This window comes from Paenibacillus sp. J31P316, assembly GCF_056269105.1.
This window is the reverse complement of sequence record NZ_JBWDNI010000010.1, coordinates 132,210-151,345: the sequence shown is the minus strand read 5'-3', so window position 1 is coordinate 151,345 and position 19,136 is coordinate 132,210. Positions and strand designations below refer to the sequence as shown.

Here is a 19,136-nt window from a genome sequence, read left to right as displayed (position 1 = left end):
GTTTCATGGATGGCAAGAGCTTTCCGCATGACCAAGCTGGGGTTAACGGGTATCATCCTGCTTCTCGTATTCAGTCTGTTTGCCGCGGCTTGCGGCAATTCGAACAACAACGCAGGGAACAAGGACACGGCCGGCAATTCGACCAACGACAAGCCGGCCAACACGGGGACGAACGCGGGCGGCAATGACGCTGCAACCACGAACGACGCAGGCACGAACGATGCGGCTGCGAACAATGGAGGTACCGCAGCCGCCGATCTGCCCGAGGTGAAGCTGACCTGGTATTTCCCGGGAAACTGGCCGCAGCCCGATCAGGACAAAGTATTCGCCGAGGTCAACAAAGTCATCAAAGAGAAAATCAACGCCACCGTCGACTTCAAGGCGCTCCCCTTCGGCGACTACGATCAGAAGATGCAGGTCGTCATCGCTTCTGGCGAGCCTTACGATCTCGCGTTCACGGCCGGCTGGATCAACAACTATACGCAAAACGTCGCGAAAGGCGCCTTCCTCCCGCTTGACGACCTGCTGAACAAATACGCGCCGCAGTCCTATGCTTCCATGCCGGCTTCCTTCTGGGATGCCACGCGAATCAAAGGCCAAATCTACGGCTTCGTCAATCAGCAAATTTCGGCGCGCACGCCGGCAATCGACGTCACGCAGAAACTTGCGGATGAATACAAGTTCGACATCAATTCCGTCGGCGGCAAAATCACGTACAATACGTTAAATCTGCTGGAGCCTTTCATCCAAGCCGTCAAGGCCGACCATCCGGAGAGATATCCAAGCATCGGCATCGATCCGGACTTCTTCAACATGGAAGCGATCGTCGGCATCAACGTGCCAGGCGTCGTCCGCTTCAACGACGACACGCTTACCGTCGTGAACCAGTTCGATTCCGAGGAATTCAGAACGTTCGCCGCGACGCTGCGGGATTGGAACGCGAAGGGCTACATGAATTCCAAGGAGCGCATCTCCAAGAAAACGGATGACTGGGTCGATGCCAAAGCCGGCAAATGGGTCCTCAGCATCGGCGGCGCTTTCAAGCCGGGCGGCGCTAACCTGGCAGCCGCGCTCGGCGGAGAGCCGTACGTGGAAGCACCTGCCGGCACTGCCCATTTGACGACAGGGGGCATTACGGCAACGATGATGGCCATCAACCGCAACTCCAAAAATCCGGAGCGCGCGATGATGCTGCTGGAGCTGTTGAACACGGACAAAGATCTGTTCAACCTGCTTAACTTCGGCATCAAAGGCACCCACTTCGACATCGACGCCGACGGCTTCATGGTGCCCGGCAGCAACCAGCAGGGCTACAATCCGTCCGTGCCTTGGATGTTCGCGAGCAACTTCCTGGCGAACGTCGAGAAGGGCATGCCCGCCGACGTCTGGGAGCAAACGAAGAAGGTCAACGAAGAGGCGCTTCCTTCCAAGCTGCTCGGCTTCACGTTCGATGCGGAGCCGGTCAAGGGCGAAATCGCCAAAGCGACGGCCGTGTACGATGAATACTCGCGCGCCATCCAGCTCGGCGTATCCTCCGAGGAGAAATACAACACCTTCGTCGCCAAAATGAAAACGGCCGGCGCGGACAAAATCATCGCCGAGATCCAGAAGCAGATCGACGCCTGGAAAACGTCGAAGTAACGTATGCGCAGATGACCTAGGCGAAGCCGCGCACCGGGGCTGGTACTATTGTCGTTGCAGCGGAGAGACATTGGGCTGATTGCGGGTGCCGGCTGCGCTAGCTGCTGATTGCGGCAGTGCGGCTGCGCTAGCTGCTGATTGCGGCAGTGCGGCTGCGCTAGCTGCTGATTGCGGCAGTGCGGCTGCGCTAGCTGCTGATTGCGGCAGTGCGGCTGCGCTAGCTGCTAATTGCGGCAGTACGGCTGCGCTAGCTGCTGATCGCGGCAGTGCGGCATAGCCTATTCGCGGTAGGCCGGTTGACTGCGATTGCCTCGCAGTCAACTGGCAATATCGCGGCAGTGGCGTCGCTAGCTGCTGATCGCGGCAGTGCGGCATAGCCTATTCGCGGTAGGCCGGTTGACTGCGATTGCCTCGCAGTCAACTGGCAATTGCGCCGCTTGGCTGAGCTGCTGACCGCTAATTGTGAGTTGCTCACCCAATTCGTGCCTACGGTCTGAAATAACTGCAATTATGCAGTTATTTCAAACCAGTGAAGACGTTTCAGGGAAAATAAATGCGATTATGCAGTTATTCAGGTGAAATTGCCCCAATTGGGGCAATTCCAGAAGAAATAGATGCAGATTTGCATTTATTTCGCGAATACGTTCGATAGGGAACAAAATAAATGCAGATTTGCATTTATTCGCAAAGGCAAGCCGCAGTTGGAACCATGCCTGTCCGGAACAAACCCTATGCTCCGACAGACCGCCCACTAGCCAGCTAGCTCCCGAAGAAAGCGGCATAACACAAATAATGACGAAGAGGCACCGCAGGGAAGATCCTGCGGTGCCTTTTCGTCGTTCTCTCGTGATGTCAGTCGTTCGCGCGAACGACTGACGCCTACAGCGGTATCCTGTACGAGGAACGCTCCTCGACGATATGCTCGCCTTGATTATAGACCCATTTGAAAGCGAAGGTCTCGCCCGCATAACCGGTACGGCTGCGCAAATCCGGGAGAATGACGGCTTCGAAGTTATCCAGCAGCTTCTGCTGAATATCGTTCAGCCGCTCTTCGTTCGCCTCGCGCTGACGCAAGGCTTCCTCCTTGGACGGCGCCGTCTGCAGGAAGTAAGCGAGCGCGACTTGATCCGGCGTCAGATCCGACGGCAGCGGATGACCCGAGCCCGCGAAGATCTCCTTCACCGTATTCAGCCAGTCTTCGTAGAGATGAATCGTAATATCGTTGTGCATGTGCGGCAAAGCTCCTTTATGTTCTCGCTACCGTCCATTGTAGGGGGAAGCGCCGCTTGCCGCAAGTGCGCGTTATTTGACCGCGCCTGCCGTAATGCCGCTGGCGATTTTGCGTTGGAAAATAATATAGACGAGCAGCACGGGCACGATCGTGAAGAAGAGCGCGGCGAACAGCGGGCCCCATTCCGTGCGGTACTGCATCTCCGCCTGCATGACGCCGATCTCGACGGGCAGCGTGTACTGCTTCGGATCGTTGACGAGAATCGTGCCGACGATGTATTCGTTCCAGATATTCAGCACGTTGACGATCGCCACCGTGATCAGGCCCGGCTGGGAGAGCGGCAGCATGACGCGGAAGAACGTGCCGAAGTACGAGGCGCCGTCCATGATCGATGCTTCCTCCAGCTCCTTCGGCAGCGATTTGAAGAAGCCGACGAGCACGAAGATGCCGAATGCCAGCACGCTGGACGTATACACGAGAATCAGGCCGATTTTGGTATTAATGAGGTGGAACGAGTTCATCAGGAAGAACAATGGGATGAGCGCCAGGATGAACGGGACCATCATCGACGCGATGTAGAGCAGGTAGAGCGCGCCGCTGCCCATGAATTTGTAACGCGCCAGCACGTACGCGGTCGTCGCCGCAAGCAGCAGGCCGAGCAATGTCGAGCCCGTCGTAATGATGATCGAATTCATGAAATACGAGTCGAAATTGTATTTGTTCCACACATACGAGAAGTTGGACCAGAGCAGCGGGAAATCCGGAAGCGACCACGGCGCATGGCGGAAAAACTGGTCGTTGTTCTTGAGCGCGTCCAGCAGCGTCCACAAGAGCGGGTAAAGCACGGACAGGCCCCACAGGATAAGAATGGCGTAAAAGACGATTTTGACGATCGGGCTGCGAATGCCGTTATTCATGCTGAAGTTCCCCCTTAGCTGAGCTCGACGGTCTCATGACGAAGCAGCCGCTGGAGCACGACGGTCGTAATAAGCGAGAGCATCAGAATCAGTACGCCGATTGCGGCTCCGAAGCCGAAATGATATTGGCGGAATGCCATTTGGTACAAATACGAGCCCATGACCTGCGTGCTGTTGTCCGGTCCGCCCTCCGTCATGATCCATACAATCACGAACGAGCCGTTCAGCGTCGTCATCATGATATTGAGGATCGACACCTTCATCTGCTCCCAGATCAGCGGGACGGTGATGCTCCGGAACTGCCTCCACTGTGTCGCCCCTTCCAGATCGGCCGCTTCGTAGTACGAGGCGGGGATGTTCTGGATGGCCGCGATCAGCAGAATCATGTAGAAGCCGATACCTGCCCAGATGGCCGGCGGGAGCAGCATCCAAATCGTGTGATTCGTGAAGCCGAGCCAGGTGATGGTCACCTTCTCGTCGGTGAACAGGGACAGGAACGCGTTCAGAAACCCGATCTGCGGATTGTATATGAAGTTCCACAAGACGCCGATGACGACGACGGAAATGACATTCGGAATGAAGAAGATCGACCGGAAGAAGCCGGCCATCTTGAAGTTAAACCGGGTCAGGGCTACCGCGAAGAACGTGGCGATGACCATAATGCCGATGATTTTGCCTACGACGAGGAAGTAATCGTTGCCGATTGCCCGCCAGACGATGGGATCCTTGAACATGTCCTTGAAATTTCCGAGGCCGATGAATTCTTTCGTTTGCGACATGCCGGACCAGTCGAACATCGAATAATAGAGGCCTTTCGCGACCGGATAGATCGTGAAGATGCAGAAAAACGCGAACGTCGGGATGATGAATGAAGCGATGAAAAGATTTCTCTGCCACTTGGCGCTGCCTGCTTCCATGACGCGACCGCCCTTCCGGTAAATTCGCGAAGGACGACCGGGCTGACCCGGCCATCCATCGCGCTTCTGTATCTAAGCGTGCAAGTAAAGCTTGCTTATTTGGCTACTTTCTTGACGACGTCGGTTACGCGTTTGACCCAGCCGGCCGGATCGATCTTGCCGATCGTGAGCGCATCGGTCGCGTCTTGCATCGCTTTGTCGACATCCGCATTGAACGTAATCGTCGGAATGACGATCGTGTTCGGATCCGTCAGGTATTTCGCCGCGTCCTTCACGAAGCTAGGCGCGTTCGAAGCGCTGATGTCGCCTTTGATGTTGGAAGGCGCGCCGCTCAGCTCTGCCCATTGGGACGCTTGCGCTTTGGAGAAGACGAATTGCAGGAACGCGTGAGCCGCGTCTTTGTTCTTGGCGTTCTTCGCGATCGCGACGGTTGCCGTAGACGTGTTCGCTACGATCTTCTGACCCGCGTCCTGCGTGATCGAAGGAATGAAGCCGAAGTCGAAGCCTTGCGGGATATCCTTGGACATCTCGTTCGGCAGCCACAGGCCGTTCGGAATGAACGCGTCTTTGTTTTGCAGGAACAGCATTTGCGAATCGGTGTGGTTGATTTGGATCGACGCTTTGTCGATGAAGCCCTTGTCGCGCAGCGTTACGATCTTGCCGAGCGCCGTCTTGACCGCTTCGCTCTCGAACGCTTCCACTTTGTTCGCCGCCATGTCTTGCAGGACGGTATAATCGCCGTTGTTCGCGGACACGATGCCCGGGTACAGGAACGCGCCGTTGATGTAGTACGGGTATTTACCGGTATGGATGAATGGCGTGATGCCGGCAGCTTTGATCTTGTCGCTGACTTCGAGGAATTGTCCGAAGTCTTGCGGCTCGGCCCAACCTTTTTCCTTGAAGAGCGCTTTATTCCAGAAGATCCCCCACGAGTTCAGCACGAGCGGAATGTTGTAGATCTTGCCGTCGAACTGCTGCGGCTGTTGCGCCAGCATGTCGAGGATTTTGTCGCCGTCGACGTTCTTGGCGTCTTTGATCCAGTCGGTCAGATCTTCGAGCTGGCCGTCTTCGACCATTTGACGGTCGTTCAGCTCCGGTCCGTCGATGTAGACGAAATCGGGCGGGTTGCCGCCGATCCAGCGCGGTTTGTTTTGTTCGTTGATTTTCGGGCCGCCCAGCGCCTTCACATGGAGGTCGGGGTTCGCCGCTTGGAAATCCGCAATGACCTTCGTCCACCATTTGTCTCCGTATCCGCCGACGAAGTATTGGATTTCGAAATCGCCGGTCAGTTTCGGCGTGTCCGTCGTACCCGCGTTCGTGCCGGCATTCGTGCCGCCGTCGTTCGTCGCGTTCGTGGAACCGTTGTTCGTGGACGCGTTGTTCGTGGACGCATTATTCCCTGCGTTATCGTTGTTGGAACCGCAACCCGCGAGCGACATCGAAGCGAGCAATACGGCCGCGCTCATCGCAGCGTACTTTTTCTTGTTCATCATAAAGCGTACCCTCCCAGTATGTGTGTGTTGGCGCCAATCCCGAATCCAGCGATTCGCTTGTGCAAGACTGCTGCAGCGCTTGTATTCATCATAGAGGGCACGGGGGTTTCGCTGAATCGAATATCTTCCACGAATTCTTTAGTATTTTCTTCTTGTAAAAAAGTCAGGGTTTTTCTTCGCCTCGGGAGGCGACTGCTGGCGGGGGGTGAAAGTAAGAGCCGGACACCGATAGTGCCTGCTGGCCGCGGACGGCTGGAATTGCTGCATATTTGCACAATTTCTGTGATTGCTGACCGCGGAGGGCTCGAATTTCTGCATATCAGCACAATTTCCGTGCCCGCTAACCGCGGGAGGGCTCGAATTGCTGCATTTCTGCACAATTTTCGTGCCCGCTAATCGCAGGAGGGCTCGAATTGCTGCATTTCTGCACAATTTTCGTGCCTGCTGACCGTCGAGGGCCTGAATTTCTGCATTTTCGCACAAATTCCCCCCCAACTAGCAGCAAACAGCTCGCATTGCTGCATTTTCGCACAATTAACACGCCAGCTGACCGCGAACGGAGCTAATTGAAGCATTTCAGCACATTCCTCGTCACTAACTAGCCGTGGACGACCTTAATTGCTGCATTTCTGCACAATTCCCAGACCTCGAAGCGGAGAGTGCGATGCTGCTGAATGCAGAAGCCGCGCATGCAAAAAGACCGATCCGCTGAATGCGAACCGGTCTATGAATCGTTAAACAATAAAACTATTTTGCCCGTCTTCGATTGTCTTATTGCTGCTTGCCGCGCGACTCCGCGAAATGCTGCAGCTCGTCGAGCGCCGCCTGGGGCGTCAATCTGTCGTACAGGACCGCATCGCCCAGCTTGCGCGCGTAGTCCATGACGGCCTGCCAAGCCGGCTCCTGCACGGGATAGAACTTGGCCCGCGTGAGGGCAAGCAGATTGGCCTTCATCCCGTCGTCCTCGGCCGCCAGCTCGGCGCCGACCTGGGAATTGGCCGGGAGGAAACCCTCGCGCTGGATCATCTCCAGATAAGACGGATTGTCGTACAAGAAATCCAAAAACTTCGACAGCGCCACCTTGTCCGTATGGTCGGTCTTGAAGGAGACCAGCACGTCGTGGACGCCGAACGAGATCGGCGCACTGCCGTCCTTGACGGGAATCTCGCCGACGCCCCATTTTAGATTCGGAAACTCCTTCGGTACGACGGAGGTGAAATAGTTGCCGGATATCATCATGCCGAGCTTGCCGTCGCCGAGAATGCGCTGCTTCTCGTCCCGCGTCGTGACCGTCGGCTCCGGGTCGGTCAGTCCCGCGTCGAAGAGCGTCTTCATGTAGGTCAAGCCCTCCACGTTCTCGGGCGAATTGATCGTCCACTTTCCGTCCTTGATCCAGCCGCCGCCCGCTCCGAAGAAGAAATAGGATAAGTACGCCTGCGTCTCGTTGTCCGTCAGATCGACGCCGAAGCCGTATTCGCCGCTGCTCTTCTTGATCTTGACCGCATCGGCCTTGAGCTCCGACCAGGTGCTTGGCGTCTTCTGAATGCCTGCTTTGTCAAACAGATCCCGGTTGTAATACAAATTCCGAATCGTGGCGACGTACGGAATCGCATACTGATGGCCCTCGATCTGATCCATGCTCATTAAATTCGGATACAGCTTGTCCCGCAGCTCGGGCGACAGAATATCGTTGAAGTCGTTCAGCAGCCCGTCTGCCGCAAAATGAGCGTAGACGTTCGTATTGAGCAGGTCCGGCGGCTGGTTTTGGCTGATCATGGTCGTATAGATACCGTCTAAAATATCCCAGTTCGCAACCTGCAGCTCGATATCGATGAGCGGGTTCTTCAGCTCGAACTCCTTGACCAGCTTCTCGAGAATCGGCTTCGTCTCCGTGCTGTATTCGGACGCCACGAAACGAATGAGCGACCGCTTCTCCGGAGGAGGCGGAGCTTGTCCGCCTTCTTCACCGCTGCAGGAGGTGAGCAGCACGGGAAGCGCGATCAGTGCCGCGGCAGCGAGAATGGGCAGTTTAGTGCAGGCTTGGAGCATGGCGTGGACACTTCCTTTCGGGCGAATCGTTCAATCGTATTTAGGGAACCGCCGAGCCGCCGAGCACTATTGAATGACGGGAAACGGGAACATCAGACGCTGGATTTCGGGATCGTTCATATTGTCCCGGGTCACGACGGTCGAGCCGATCAGCGTCTTCTTGTCCATTCTGCGGCCATCGATCATGCCCATGGCCGTCTTGACGCCCAAGTATCCGACGTTAAACGGCTTCTGCACGAGAAGGGCGCTCACGGCCCCCTCTTCGAGCAGTTGGATTTCATAGATCGAGCTGTCGAAGCCGATCAGCTTGTATCGACTCGCTCCCTTCACTTCCTGAAGCGCCTTGGCGACGCCGAGCGTGGCGCTCTCGTTCAACGTAATGAAGGCATTGAACTGCGGATCCGAGCGCAGCAGCGTAACGGCGAATTCGTACGCCAATTGCTCGGAATCCCCATTGTAATACGTACCGGTCACGCGGCCGCCATGCTCTTTCATCGCCACTTGGATGCCATCCAGCCGTTTGAGCGAGATCGACGATTCCGGCGAATCGCTGAATACCGCAACGGCCGGGCTGTCCAACACCGTTCGTGCGGCAGCATCCCCGGCAAGCCGGCCTGCCAGCTGATGATCGTTCGCGACATAGACAGGCGGATCCGCGAGCGTCACCGGCGTATCCATGACGACGAGCGATATGCCGGCTTTGCGCGCATCCTCAAGCAGCGCGGGTATCCGCGGATCGTCCGCCGGCGCGATCGCGATCGCATCCGGCTTTCGCGCGATCGCGTCCTTCAGCGCCCGAACCTGGCCGTCCGTATCCGCTTCCTGCAGCGGTCCCTGCAGATCGAGCTCGATGCCGAGCTCCTTCGCCGCCGTCTGGGCGCCAGAAATCATCGTCTGCCAATAGTCGGAACGGACGTTCAGCGACTTCAAAATAATGGTAATCGTCTTGTCGCCTCGGTCAGGTCCGATTAACAGCTTGGAGAAAAAGACCGCGTAAACGGCAGCCGTCACGAGTACGATAACGATCAGAATCGTAAGGCGTTGCTTGCGCATGAGGCGTTCTTCCTTTGCGTAAAGTGGGTTAAAGGATCGGTATCGTGATCGTCACGCAAGTGCCGACTTCGAGCTCGCTGCGAATGTGAACGCCGTAGTCATGTCCGAAATAAAGCTTGATCCGTTCGTTGACGTTGCGGATGCCGATTCCTTTGCGGCTGTCCTCGTCGTCAGGGAGCAGCAAGCGCTGCACCTGCTCCGGCGCCATGCCTTGCCCGTTGTCTTCGACCTCGAAGACGATGTTGTCGCCTTGCCGCATGCCGCGGATCGTAATCAGCCCTTTGTCCGCGCTTCCCCGAATGCCGTGGTAGATGGCGTTCTCCACGAACGGCTGAAGCAGCAGCTTGAGCGTCTTGTGACGCAAGATGTCTTCCGCGATGTCGATGTCGTAATCCAGCTGACTTTCGTAGCGCATCTTCTGAATGAGCAGGTAATTCGTGATATGCTCCTCCTCCACGCGGATCGGAACGATCTCCTGGTCCTTCGTGATGCTTGCCCGGAACAGCTTCGCCAGCGCGGACGTCATGAGGACGACCTCCTCATGCTGCTTCTGCTCGGCCATCCACACGATGGAGTCGAGCGTATTGTACAGAAAATGCGGATTAATCTGCGCCTGCAGCAGCTGCAGCTCGCTCTTTCGCTTGCTTTCCTGGTTGAGGATGATTTCGTCCATCAGCGTCTTGATGCGGCCGACCATCATGTTGAAGCTGCGGCCGAGCTGGCCGATTTCGTTCATCTGCCGGATTTCGGTCTGGATGTCGAAGTTGCCGCGCTCGACGAGCTTCATGTCCGCCTGCAAATCCCGGATCGGCCGGGACAAGCGATGCGATAGCCAGAACGAGATCAGCAGCGATATCGCAAGCCCGCATAGCGCGTATAGCAATATGGAATTGCGCAGCGCGCCTTTGCTCGCGATGAGATCGTCCGTATACGCGACGCCGACGATTTTCCATCCGAAGTTCGTGTCCTGGATCGAATAGATCCGCTTCCCGTCATTGTCGTCGGCGATAAAGGACGTGCCGCTCTTCGCTGCGGTCACCTCCGGAATCAGCTCCGTCCGCAGGTTGCTGTTGATCAGCTGCTGCTGCGGATGATAGACGATGTTCCCCTGCCGATCGACGATGAAGACGTAGCCGCGCCTGCCGAGATTAATATCGCTTGCCAGATTGTTAATGACGCTCAGGTTCAAATCGACGAGAAACACGCCCTCGGCCGTAATGCCGTCCGTGCTCTTAAGCTCCCGGCTTAACGATACGACCCAGCGGTACTCGTTCTGGATAATATTCTGGACATGCGGCGCGGAGATGACCGATCTGCCGCCTGCGGCTTTCGCATCCTTATACCAAGCCTGCTCCGTCAGCTTCGCGTTCGGATTCAGGTCGGTGATGCGCCGATCCGATACGAAGCGGCCGTTGTAACCGAACACCATGATATTCGCGATGTCCTGGCGGGTATAGAGGATGGCCTGGAACAGGTCGGAGATTCGCTTCTCGTAAGGCCGGCGCTCCTCCGCGCTGATGAAGCTGTTGTCCGAGATATAATATTTGACATCCTTGCTCGTCATGGCGAGCAGGGAGATATTCTCCATGTTATCGACGTAAGACTGGATATTCGTGTTGACCTGCTTGATGATTTCCTCGATGTAGCCCTGCGAGTTCTTCTCGACCGCTCCGACGGACAGCCCGTAGCTGATGAGGCTGATCGACACGATCGCCGCCAGGATGACGCAGGAGAAGGCGAACGAAATGCTCAGCCGGATGCTCTTAAGCGGAAACAGCGGCAGTCGAAGCGGACGTTCTCTCGGCATGTCAGGTTCCGCTCTCCTTTGCGAGTCTGTCGCGATAGTCTTTCGGCGTCATGCCGGCGCGTTTCTTGAAGAGGATGCTGAAATAGTTCGGATCGGCATAACCGACCTGCCCGGCGATTTCGTAGAACTTCAGACTCGTCGACTGCAGCAGCTCCTTCGCCTTGGCGATGCGGACGCCCGTTAAGTACTCGACGAACGTCTCGCCGGTATGCTGCTTGAATACGAGACTGAAATAGCTCGTGCTCATATGCACATGGCGGCACAAGTCCTGCAGCGACATCGTATCGTTGGCGAAGTTGGTCTCGATATATTCGATGGCCCGGTGGATCTGCGTATTCGTAAAATGGTTCCGATTGTCGGCGATCTCCGTCATGACGGCGCTTACGACTTGCTTGAGCCAGTCTTCGATCTCGCCGAGCGTCTTGAAGCGGTACACTTCCATCAGCATCATTTGGCTGTCGATCGACGCTTCGCGATCATGCGGCACGACCTCTTGAATCGCGTTCATGAGCGACAGCACAACCTTCTGCATCTGCAGAAAGCAGGTCTCGATCGGAACGCGCGACTGCTTGAGCGCCGCGATGCCGTGCGCGATGAGATCCTGCGCCTCGCGGATGGAGCCCGTCTTGACCGTGGAGACGAGCTTGCGGTCCCACGACAGGCTTGGCAGCGGCGCGGCTTCCGGCTGACCCTCCAGGTCGAGAATGCTGAGCACCCGGTTCTTGCCATGCAGAAACCGATAGTCCAGCGCCGACAGCGCGCCTTTGTAAGAAGCAGGCAGCATTTCCGGGGACGATACGATCCGGCCAACGCCGATCGTGACGGTGAAGCTGAGGAACTTCTCGATATGGTGGCGCACTTCCTCCGCATAGCGGAAGGCGGTGTCGTACAGATCGTTCTCGTCTCCGGCGCCGGTCAGAATCGCGACCATGCGCTCTTCGCGGGTACGGAAGACGAGCGCGCTAACCCGCTCGGCGATTTCCTCGAAAATATCGAAAGCGGCGAACCGCAGAAATTCCGCGTCATGCTCGTACGAGAGCAGCTCGCGGTCGCCGAAATCGTCGATGTCGGCGACGATGGCTACGGAGCCGGATGCCAGCGGCGGCAGATTGAAGTACGCGAAGCGGTCTCCGATCTCCGCGCTGCCAAGCCCTACGGCAACAAGGCGCTCCAAGAACCGCTCCTTCAGAATCGGCAGGCTCTGCTTCAGCTGGCTCTGCAGCCGGCTCAGGTCCTCGCGGCGCTGGCGCTCCTCGTCCATCTCGGCCCGCACTTTATCCAGCAGCTGCCGGATTTCCCGCGCGGTAATCGGTTTCAATATGAAGTCCGACACCTTGAGGCGAAGCGCTTGCTGCGCGTATTCGAACTCGTCGTAACCGGTCAGGATGATGACTTTGATATAAGGGTAGCTCCCGCCGATAAGACCGGCCAGCTCCAAGCCGTCCATGAAGGGCATGCTGATATCGGAGATGACCAAGTCGGGCTTGTCCTGCTCGATGGCCTCCCAGGCATCGCGCCCGTTGGCGTAGTCGCCGGTCAGCTCGAAGCCGTGCCCGGCCCAATCGATCGTGTTTTTGAGGCCGACGCGGACGACCGCCTCGTCGTCGACGATAATTGCTTTGTACATCCGTTCATCTCCCTCCGTTCCCCTAAGAGTAGCCGATCGGGACGGCAATCGTCCATGCCTTTTCTTCTTCCAGCGGTGACGAATCGGCGAATGGATCGTTCTCCGAACGAATAAGGGGCCGCCCCCGCATCGTCCGCCGCGACACGAAAATGATGAATACGCCGTGCCTCGCGCGGTCGTCCGCTCATATCCTACAAGGAATGCCCATGCAAGCAAAGCTTGATCTTACGCCAAACGGAGATGACGAGCCATGATTACCGTAATCGCCTGCACGATCCGCCGAAAGTGCATCGATAACGTATTCGCGAACTACGACCGGCAGCTGTGGAAGGACAAGAAAATGATCATCGTCCTGAACAACGACAAGCTGAAGCTCAAGCGCTACCGGAAACGGGCGAGACGTTATAAGAAGAACGAGATCCGCGTGTTCAAGCTCTCCCAGAAATACAAGCTCGGCAAATGTTTGAACTACGCCATCAAACGGGCGAACAAAGGACTCGTCGCCAAGTTCGACGACGACGACTACTACGGTCCGAAATTTCTCCGCGAAGCCGCCCGCGCGATCAAACGAGGCAAAGCGGGCATCGTCGGCAAGCACACGTCCTACGTCTACTTCAAAGCGAAACGGGCGCTGATGGTATACCGTCCCGGAGGCGAGAAGACCTATACGCGCAGCGTCAAGGGCGGTACGCTCGTCTTCCGCAGATCGGTCTGGAAGCGGGTCAAGTTTCCGGAGTTCAAGCAGGTCGGCACCGATGCCGGCTGGCTCGGACGATGCCATCGCCGAAACATTCGGATCTATTCGTTGTCCAAGAAGCATTACGTCTGCGTCCGCAGCAAAAGCACGAAGGGCCACACGCAGAAAAAAAGCATGCGGCGCTACATGTCGCAGTGCAGGATGGTGCGCAAGACGAAACGTTATCGCCGTTACGTCAATTGACGGAATGGGGATCGAGCAGTAGCGCCGAACCGGCAACGACGGTTCCGGCAGCCGCGAGCGGCAAGAAGGCAGCCTGAGTAGGCTGCCTTCTTGCCGTTTATTCGCGCTGAGGAGCGGTCCTGCGCCTCGACGGAAGCTGAAGCAGGCGTTCACGAAAACGCGCGGCGGAAGTTCACGAAAACAGCCGCGGTCATTCCTTGAGACGCGCAGCCATGACCGAAATCGCTACTCCCCCGGCTCCTGAAGCAGAAACCGGTAACCGATGCCCGGCTCCGTCTCGATCAGCTTCGGGCGCGTCGGATCCTCCTCCAGCTTCTTGCGCAGATGGCCGATATAGATGCGCAGGTAATGGCTGTCGGACTCGTGATGATGCCCGCCCCAAACCTGCTGCAGCAGCTGCCTCTGCGTGATAACCTTGCCCGCGTTCGACGCGAGGATCTTGAGCAGCTCATACTCCGTCGGCGTCAGCTTCACCCGATTCCCGTTCAGCTCCACGAGCCGCTGCGCCAGGTCGATGACGAGCGTGCCGAACCGCAGCACAGGCTCCTGCTGGGCATTGCCCGAATGGCGGAGCGCGACTCGGATCCGGGCGACGAGCTCGCCCATGCCGAACGGCTTCGTCACGTAATCGTCCGCTCCGCCGTCGAGCGCCGCGATCTTGTCCGCTTCCCTTTCTTTCGCCGTCAGCACGATCACCGGAATCCGCGACCACTCCCGAATCCGCTTCAGCACTTCCATCCCCGGCATATCCGGCAGACCCAGGTCCAGCACGATCAAATCCGGATGGCTGATGCTCGCTTGGTAGATGCCCTCTTCTCCCGTCGCCGCCTCCAGCACGTCGAAATGATGCGCCTTCAGCGTGACTTTGAGCAGCTTGATGATCTGCGGCTCGTCGTCCACGACGAGGATCCGCGCCCCGTTATCCGTTGTCATCCCGCTCGTCCTCCTCTTGTTGCTTCCAGCCTTGCGGCATCTCCGGCTCGCCCGCGGGCAGCGCGATCGTCACGACCGTGCCCTTCTCCGCGCGCGGAGATGCCGTGATGGTGCCGCCGTGGGCTTCCACGATCCCTTTGCAAATCGCAAGGCCGAGTCCCGTGCCGGTCGTTCCGCCCGCTCCCGGCCCACGGTAAAATTTATCGAACATCCGCTCGCGGTCCGTCTCGCTGATACCGATGCCATTATCCGCGACCGATATCCGAATCCATGAACCTGACGTCCGGACAGCGATGATGATTTCGTCGCCGTCCGGCGAATACTTGATCGCATTGCTGACAACGTTGACGAGCACTTGCTCGAGCAGCACCTCGTCGCCCGGAAAATACGGCGCCGGATCCGGCAGCTTCACCGTGATGCGGCGATGCTGCTGGAACCCCTTCACCTGCGACAACACGACGCCGATTATGTCTTCGGCATCGCACCAATCCCGCCGCAAGGCCAGCATGCCGCTCTCCAGCTTGACCATGCCGAGCAGATTCGTGACGAGGCGGTTCATCCGCAGCGCACCGTCCCGGATCGTCGCCAGCAGCTCCTGCCGATCGTCGGCGGAGAACATGGCTTCGCCGTCGATAAGCCCTGTAGCCGAGCCGATAATCGTCGCAAGCGGCGTCCGCAGCTCGTGCGACACCGAATCGAGCAAGGCCGTCCGTATGCGTTCGGATTCCGCCGTCAGGTGAGCCAGCTTCGCTTCCTCGCTCAGCTTGACGCGGGCGATCGCCGATGCCGCAAGGCCGCCGAACGCCTCCAATAAATGACGGTCATCCGTCGACAGCCCTTCGCCTTCCAAATGAACGGCCATGACGCCATACGTCCGTTCCTCCGTCCGCAGCGGGACGAACAAGCCCGGAAATTCGCCCAGCGTCCCCGTATCCTTGCCGGCCATCCGGCCGTGCTCAAACACCCATTTGGCCACGGCCATCGTGGATTCGCCCTCGCCGAAGTCAAGTTCGCCGGGCGACCGGGCCGCACGCTCCAGCTCCGTCCGTTCCCCGGGCAGGTAGATCGTGATCTGGGCCTGTACGGTCGCGGACACCTGCAGCGCGATATTCTCGAGCAGCGCCCGAATATCGCTGATAGCCGTCATCTGCCGGCTCAGCGTATACAGCGCCACCGTATGCGACTCTCGATCCTTGGCCACCTGCACTTGGCGCTTCAGCCGGGCGGCAAGCGAGGCGGTCAACGCGGCGACCGCGAGATAGACGCCGAAAGATAGCAAATACCGCAGATCCTCCACGCTGAAGCTGAGGAACGGCGGCACGAAGAAATAATCGAAGGCCAGCACGCCTGCGGCCGCGGAATAGATCGCAGGGGCCAGCCCCCAGTACACGGCGCTGAAGAGCACCGGAATCAAATACAAGAGTGCAATGTTGACCAAGTCGAACGCAAACCCAAACGCATGCAGCACGGCGGTCAAAGCCGCCGTGCCGACCGTGATCCACCCATAAGACTTCAGCATGAATTTGCTTTTTTGTTCAACCGTTGCTACGCTCATCGCCCTCTTTCATGAAATCATCCGCGACGATCAAAATATCGCGCTGTCTGGACATCGTGATCAGCTTCTTCACGACCGCTCCGTGCAGCCACACCTCCCACCAGGATACTTTGGACTGGCCGATGACCAGCTGCGTCGCTTCCGACGCGTCCGCCGCGGCCGACAAGACATTCGCGATCTCCTTGCGCGATTCGGCGCGATGGACCACGAACTTGCCGCCAAGCCGGACCGTCAGCCGCTCCAGCGCCTCCATGTTTCCTTGCAGCGGGGTACTGCTCCCGCCGACTTGCACGAAATTGACGCACCAAGGCGCCTTAAGCCGATAGGCCGTCCGAAATCCCCGCCGAACGAGGCGCTGGGCATGCGGCGTATCGTTGACGCAGATGAAGATCGATTCCCGTCCGCGCCAAGGTCCGCGCAGCGAGCTTTTCCGTTCCAAGGACTCCAGCCGCTCATCCACGTCGTCCGCGATTTCCCGCAGCGCCAACTCGCGCAGCGCGATCAGATTGCCCGTCTTGAAAAAGTTCGACAGCGCCTGATCGATTTTATCCTTCGCGTAAATGTTGCCCTCCCGCATCCGATTCTGCAGCGCTTCGGGGGCGACATCAATTAATTGTACTTCATCCGCCAGCTGCAGGATACTGTCCGGCACCGTCTCGCGGACGCGGATGCCCGTGATCTGCTCCACGGCATCGTTCAGACTCTCCAAATGCTGCACGTTGACGGTCGTGATGACCGAAATGCCGGCGCTCAGAATTTTCAGGACATCCTCGTACCGCTTCTTGTTGCGGCTCCCGGGCACGTTCGTATGGGCCAGCTCGTCGACCAGCACCACTTCGGGACAGCTCCGAATGATCGCATCCGTGTCCATCTCCTCCAATGCCACGCCTTGGTATTGGATCTGCTCGCGAGGAATGAACGACAATCCGCCGATTTGGGCGATCGTCTCCTGCCTGCCATGCGTTTCGAGCAGGCCGATCCGCACGTCGATCCCTTTGCGCAGCAGATCGTTCCCATCCCGAAGCATCATGTAGGTTTTGCCGACGCCCGGCGCCGCTCCGATATACACTTTAAACGTTCCCCGCTTGATCTCGCCGATCCGGTCGGTGACTTCCTGCTCGTTCAGCCTGCGGTATCGCTGACGGTCCTCTACGGAGGCGAACTTGGCCGGGAGCACGCGCTCGCCTTCGTTCTCCGTCCGGTCCGCGACGAGAAATACGTCCAAATGCTTCGCCCGCTTCAGAAGCCGGTCAATGACGGAGCCCTGCCAGATTTCCTGCCAGCGGGTATGCTTCGTATGCCCCATGACAATTCGCGTCACCCCATGCTTCGCCGCGTAATCCGTGATCGTCTTCGGAATGTGCCGGCGATTGTGAAAGGGCAGCTCTTCGAAGCTCCCGCCTACCTTTTCCACGAGCTTGATCATGTTCCTGCGAAAGACGGTCGCTTCTTTCGAGAGCGTCTTCTTTCCGTTGCGGAAGGTGACGACCATCAACTCGCCGTTCAGCCGTTTGGCGATTTGCTGGCCGCGCCGGACGTAGATCGACCCGTTCCAATGGTACTGGGCCGACACGAGTATCGTCTCGCCCGTGCCTGTCGGGCCGCTAAGCCCATGCTCCTCCCTGTAAGTACGCAGCGAATCGCCGACGCCCTCGGCTACGATGCGAAGCGCCAGCTCGCGAAGCACCCCCAGATTGCCGCGTTTGAAGACTGCCGCATCCTTGCTGCCTAGCAGCTGACCCTCCGAGAGCCTGTTCAGAATCGTCTCCGGGGTGACGTCGATCAGCCTGACTTCGTCGGCCAGCTCCAGCGTATCGGCAGGGACCGTACACTGCGCGACGATGCCCGTCATTTTCTGAGCGAGCTCGGTATAGCCTTCCAGCTCGTACACGTTCACCGTTATCATCACGCTGATGCCGCGGCTGAGCAAAAATTTGATATCCTCCAGCCGCGTGGCGCGGGGAGCATCCGGCCGGTTCCGGTGCGCCAGTCCATCCGCGAGCACGACCTCGGGATTGCGCTCCAGCAGCGCGTCCACGTTCAGGTCCTTGTATTCGACGCCGTCCTGGTACCAGTGGATGCTGGGCACCCGCTCCAATCCGCCGATCTGCTCCAGCGTCTCCGGCCGCTGCATCGTCGATACGGCGCAGATGACGACGTCGACGCCCTGCTGCAGCAGCGTCTGGCCTTCCCTCAGCATATGATACGTTTTCCCCGATCCGCTGACCGGTCCGATATAAATCTTGAACGTTCCCCGGTGCAGCTTGGAGATCGACTGCAATATTTCCTCCGGCGTCTTCCTTCTGAAGCTCGTCACGTCCATTTCCCCCTCGCCATAGCCTATGCATGATACAGACAAAGCCACCCCCGTATTAACGGGAGCGGCTGTGTATTTAAAGCTTGATTTGCTTCAACAGTTGCTCATTCAAAGCGTTGACGTTCACCCGAGGTTCGCCGAAAATGCCCAATTGGCGCCCTTTCTCCGTGTCGTCGATCAGCTTGTTCAGCTCGTCCGCGCTCAAGCCGGTTGCCTTGCTGATGCGCGGTATCTGCGTCTTCGCCGCTTCCGGCGATAGATCCGGGTCAAAGCCTGATCCGGAGACGGTCACAAGATCCGCCGGGATCTTCGTCAGCTCGGGATTATCGGCCTTTACGGCGGTGATTTTATCGCCGATTTCCTTGACGTAATCGGTCGTGGCCACCGCGCGGTTGGAGCCGGCGGAGGCGGTCGGGTCGTACTTCGCGTTCGATGCCCGAGGATGGAACAGCTTCTCCGACTCGACGTTCTGGGCGAGCAGCTTCGATCCGGTGACCGTACCGTCGGCCGCCGTCATCAAGCTTCCGTCCGCCTGCTTCGGAAACAGCACCTGCGCGAAGCCTGTCGTCACGAGCGGGTATATGAGACCGCATATCAACATCAGCACGATGGAGAAGCGGAGCGCGATAAACGTGTTTTTCATTCAGTAAGGACTC

General features: G+C 58.0%; 14 protein-coding genes. 2 read left to right on the top strand and 12 right to left on the bottom strand.

Going from position 1 to position 19,136, the window contains the following annotated elements; all coding sequences use genetic code 11:
• Positions 1–9: 9 nt before the first annotated feature.
• Positions 10–1,641 carry an ABC transporter substrate-binding protein gene (locus tag AC0YNU_RS23655; RefSeq protein WP_475761147.1) on the top strand — a complete coding sequence of 544 codons (1,632 nt, stop codon included), beginning with the start codon at positions 10–12 and terminating at the stop codon, positions 1,639–1,641.
• An 879-nt stretch (positions 1,642–2,520) separates the two neighbouring features.
• On the opposite strand, the gene AC0YNU_RS23650 is transcribed toward AC0YNU_RS23655, so the two are convergent.
• The 8 genes from AC0YNU_RS23650 to AC0YNU_RS23615 form a co-directional block, all read right to left on the bottom strand.
• Positions 2,521–2,871, bottom strand: coding sequence for a hypothetical protein (locus AC0YNU_RS23650; protein ID WP_475761146.1), 351 nt, complete (start codon positions 2,869–2,871; stop codon positions 2,521–2,523).
• A 72-nt stretch (positions 2,872–2,943) separates the two neighbouring features.
• Positions 2,944–3,789 (bottom strand): carbohydrate ABC transporter permease, encoded by an 846-nt coding sequence (locus AC0YNU_RS23645; protein WP_475761145.1) that lies wholly within the window; start codon positions 3,787–3,789, stop codon positions 2,944–2,946.
• A gap of 14 nt (positions 3,790–3,803) precedes the next feature.
• Positions 3,804–4,706 carry a carbohydrate ABC transporter permease gene (locus tag AC0YNU_RS23640; RefSeq protein ID WP_475761144.1) on the bottom strand — a complete coding sequence of 301 codons (903 nt, stop codon included), beginning with the start codon at positions 4,704–4,706 and terminating at the stop codon, positions 3,804–3,806.
• A 95-nt stretch (positions 4,707–4,801) separates the two neighbouring features.
• Positions 4,802–6,199, bottom strand: a complete 1,398-nt coding sequence (locus AC0YNU_RS23635) for an ABC transporter substrate-binding protein (RefSeq protein WP_475761143.1) — start codon at positions 6,197–6,199, stop codon at positions 4,802–4,804.
• A gap of 771 nt (positions 6,200–6,970) precedes the next feature.
• Positions 6,971–8,248, bottom strand: coding sequence for an extracellular solute-binding protein (locus AC0YNU_RS23630; RefSeq protein ID WP_475761142.1), 1,278 nt, complete (start codon positions 8,246–8,248; stop codon positions 6,971–6,973).
• Positions 8,249–8,314: 66 nt separating this feature from the next.
• Complete coding sequence (locus AC0YNU_RS23625; RefSeq protein ID WP_475761141.1) at positions 8,315–9,301, bottom strand: substrate-binding domain-containing protein; 987 nt, start codon at positions 9,299–9,301, stop codon at positions 8,315–8,317.
• 28 nt (positions 9,302–9,329) lie between these two features.
• Positions 9,330–11,108, bottom strand: coding sequence for a cache domain-containing sensor histidine kinase (locus tag AC0YNU_RS23620; RefSeq protein WP_475761140.1), 1,779 nt, complete (start codon positions 11,106–11,108; stop codon positions 9,330–9,332).
• Between the two features lies 1 nt (position 11,109).
• Complete coding sequence (locus tag AC0YNU_RS23615; RefSeq protein WP_475761139.1) at positions 11,110–12,735, bottom strand: response regulator transcription factor; 1,626 nt, start codon at positions 12,733–12,735, stop codon at positions 11,110–11,112.
• A gap of 250 nt (positions 12,736–12,985) precedes the next feature.
• Here AC0YNU_RS23615 and AC0YNU_RS23610 point away from each other — a divergent pair, with 250 nt between their 5' ends.
• Positions 12,986–13,675 carry a glycosyltransferase gene (locus tag AC0YNU_RS23610; protein ID WP_475761138.1) on the top strand — a complete coding sequence of 230 codons (690 nt, stop codon included), beginning with the start codon at positions 12,986–12,988 and terminating at the stop codon, positions 13,673–13,675.
• A 225-nt stretch (positions 13,676–13,900) separates the two neighbouring features.
• Here the strand turns inward: AC0YNU_RS23610 and AC0YNU_RS23605 are convergent, their stop codons facing one another.
• The 4 genes from AC0YNU_RS23605 to kdpC all read right to left on the bottom strand — a co-directional run bounded on the left by AC0YNU_RS23605 (position 13,901) and on the right by kdpC (position 19,123).
• Positions 13,901–14,608: a response regulator gene (locus tag AC0YNU_RS23605; protein WP_475761137.1), complete on the bottom strand. Its 708-nt coding sequence runs from the start codon at positions 14,606–14,608 to the stop codon at positions 13,901–13,903.
• On the bottom strand, positions 14,595–16,163 hold the full coding sequence (locus AC0YNU_RS23600; RefSeq protein WP_475761136.1) for an ATP-binding protein: 1,569 nt from the start codon (positions 16,161–16,163) through the stop codon (positions 14,595–14,597). Before AC0YNU_RS23600 ends, AC0YNU_RS23605 begins: the two co-directional genes overlap by 14 nt.
• Entirely contained in the window at positions 16,144–18,480 is a 2,337-nt protein-coding gene (locus tag AC0YNU_RS23595; RefSeq protein WP_475761135.1) for a histidine kinase, read from the bottom strand. The genes AC0YNU_RS23600 and AC0YNU_RS23595 overlap by 20 nt, the downstream gene beginning before the upstream one ends.
• A gap of 76 nt (positions 18,481–18,556) precedes the next feature.
• A complete protein-coding gene (kdpC, locus tag AC0YNU_RS23590; protein ID WP_475761134.1) occupies positions 18,557–19,123 on the bottom strand; it encodes a potassium-transporting ATPase subunit KdpC in 567 nt (188 codons plus the stop codon).
• Positions 19,124–19,136: the final 13 nt, after the last annotated feature.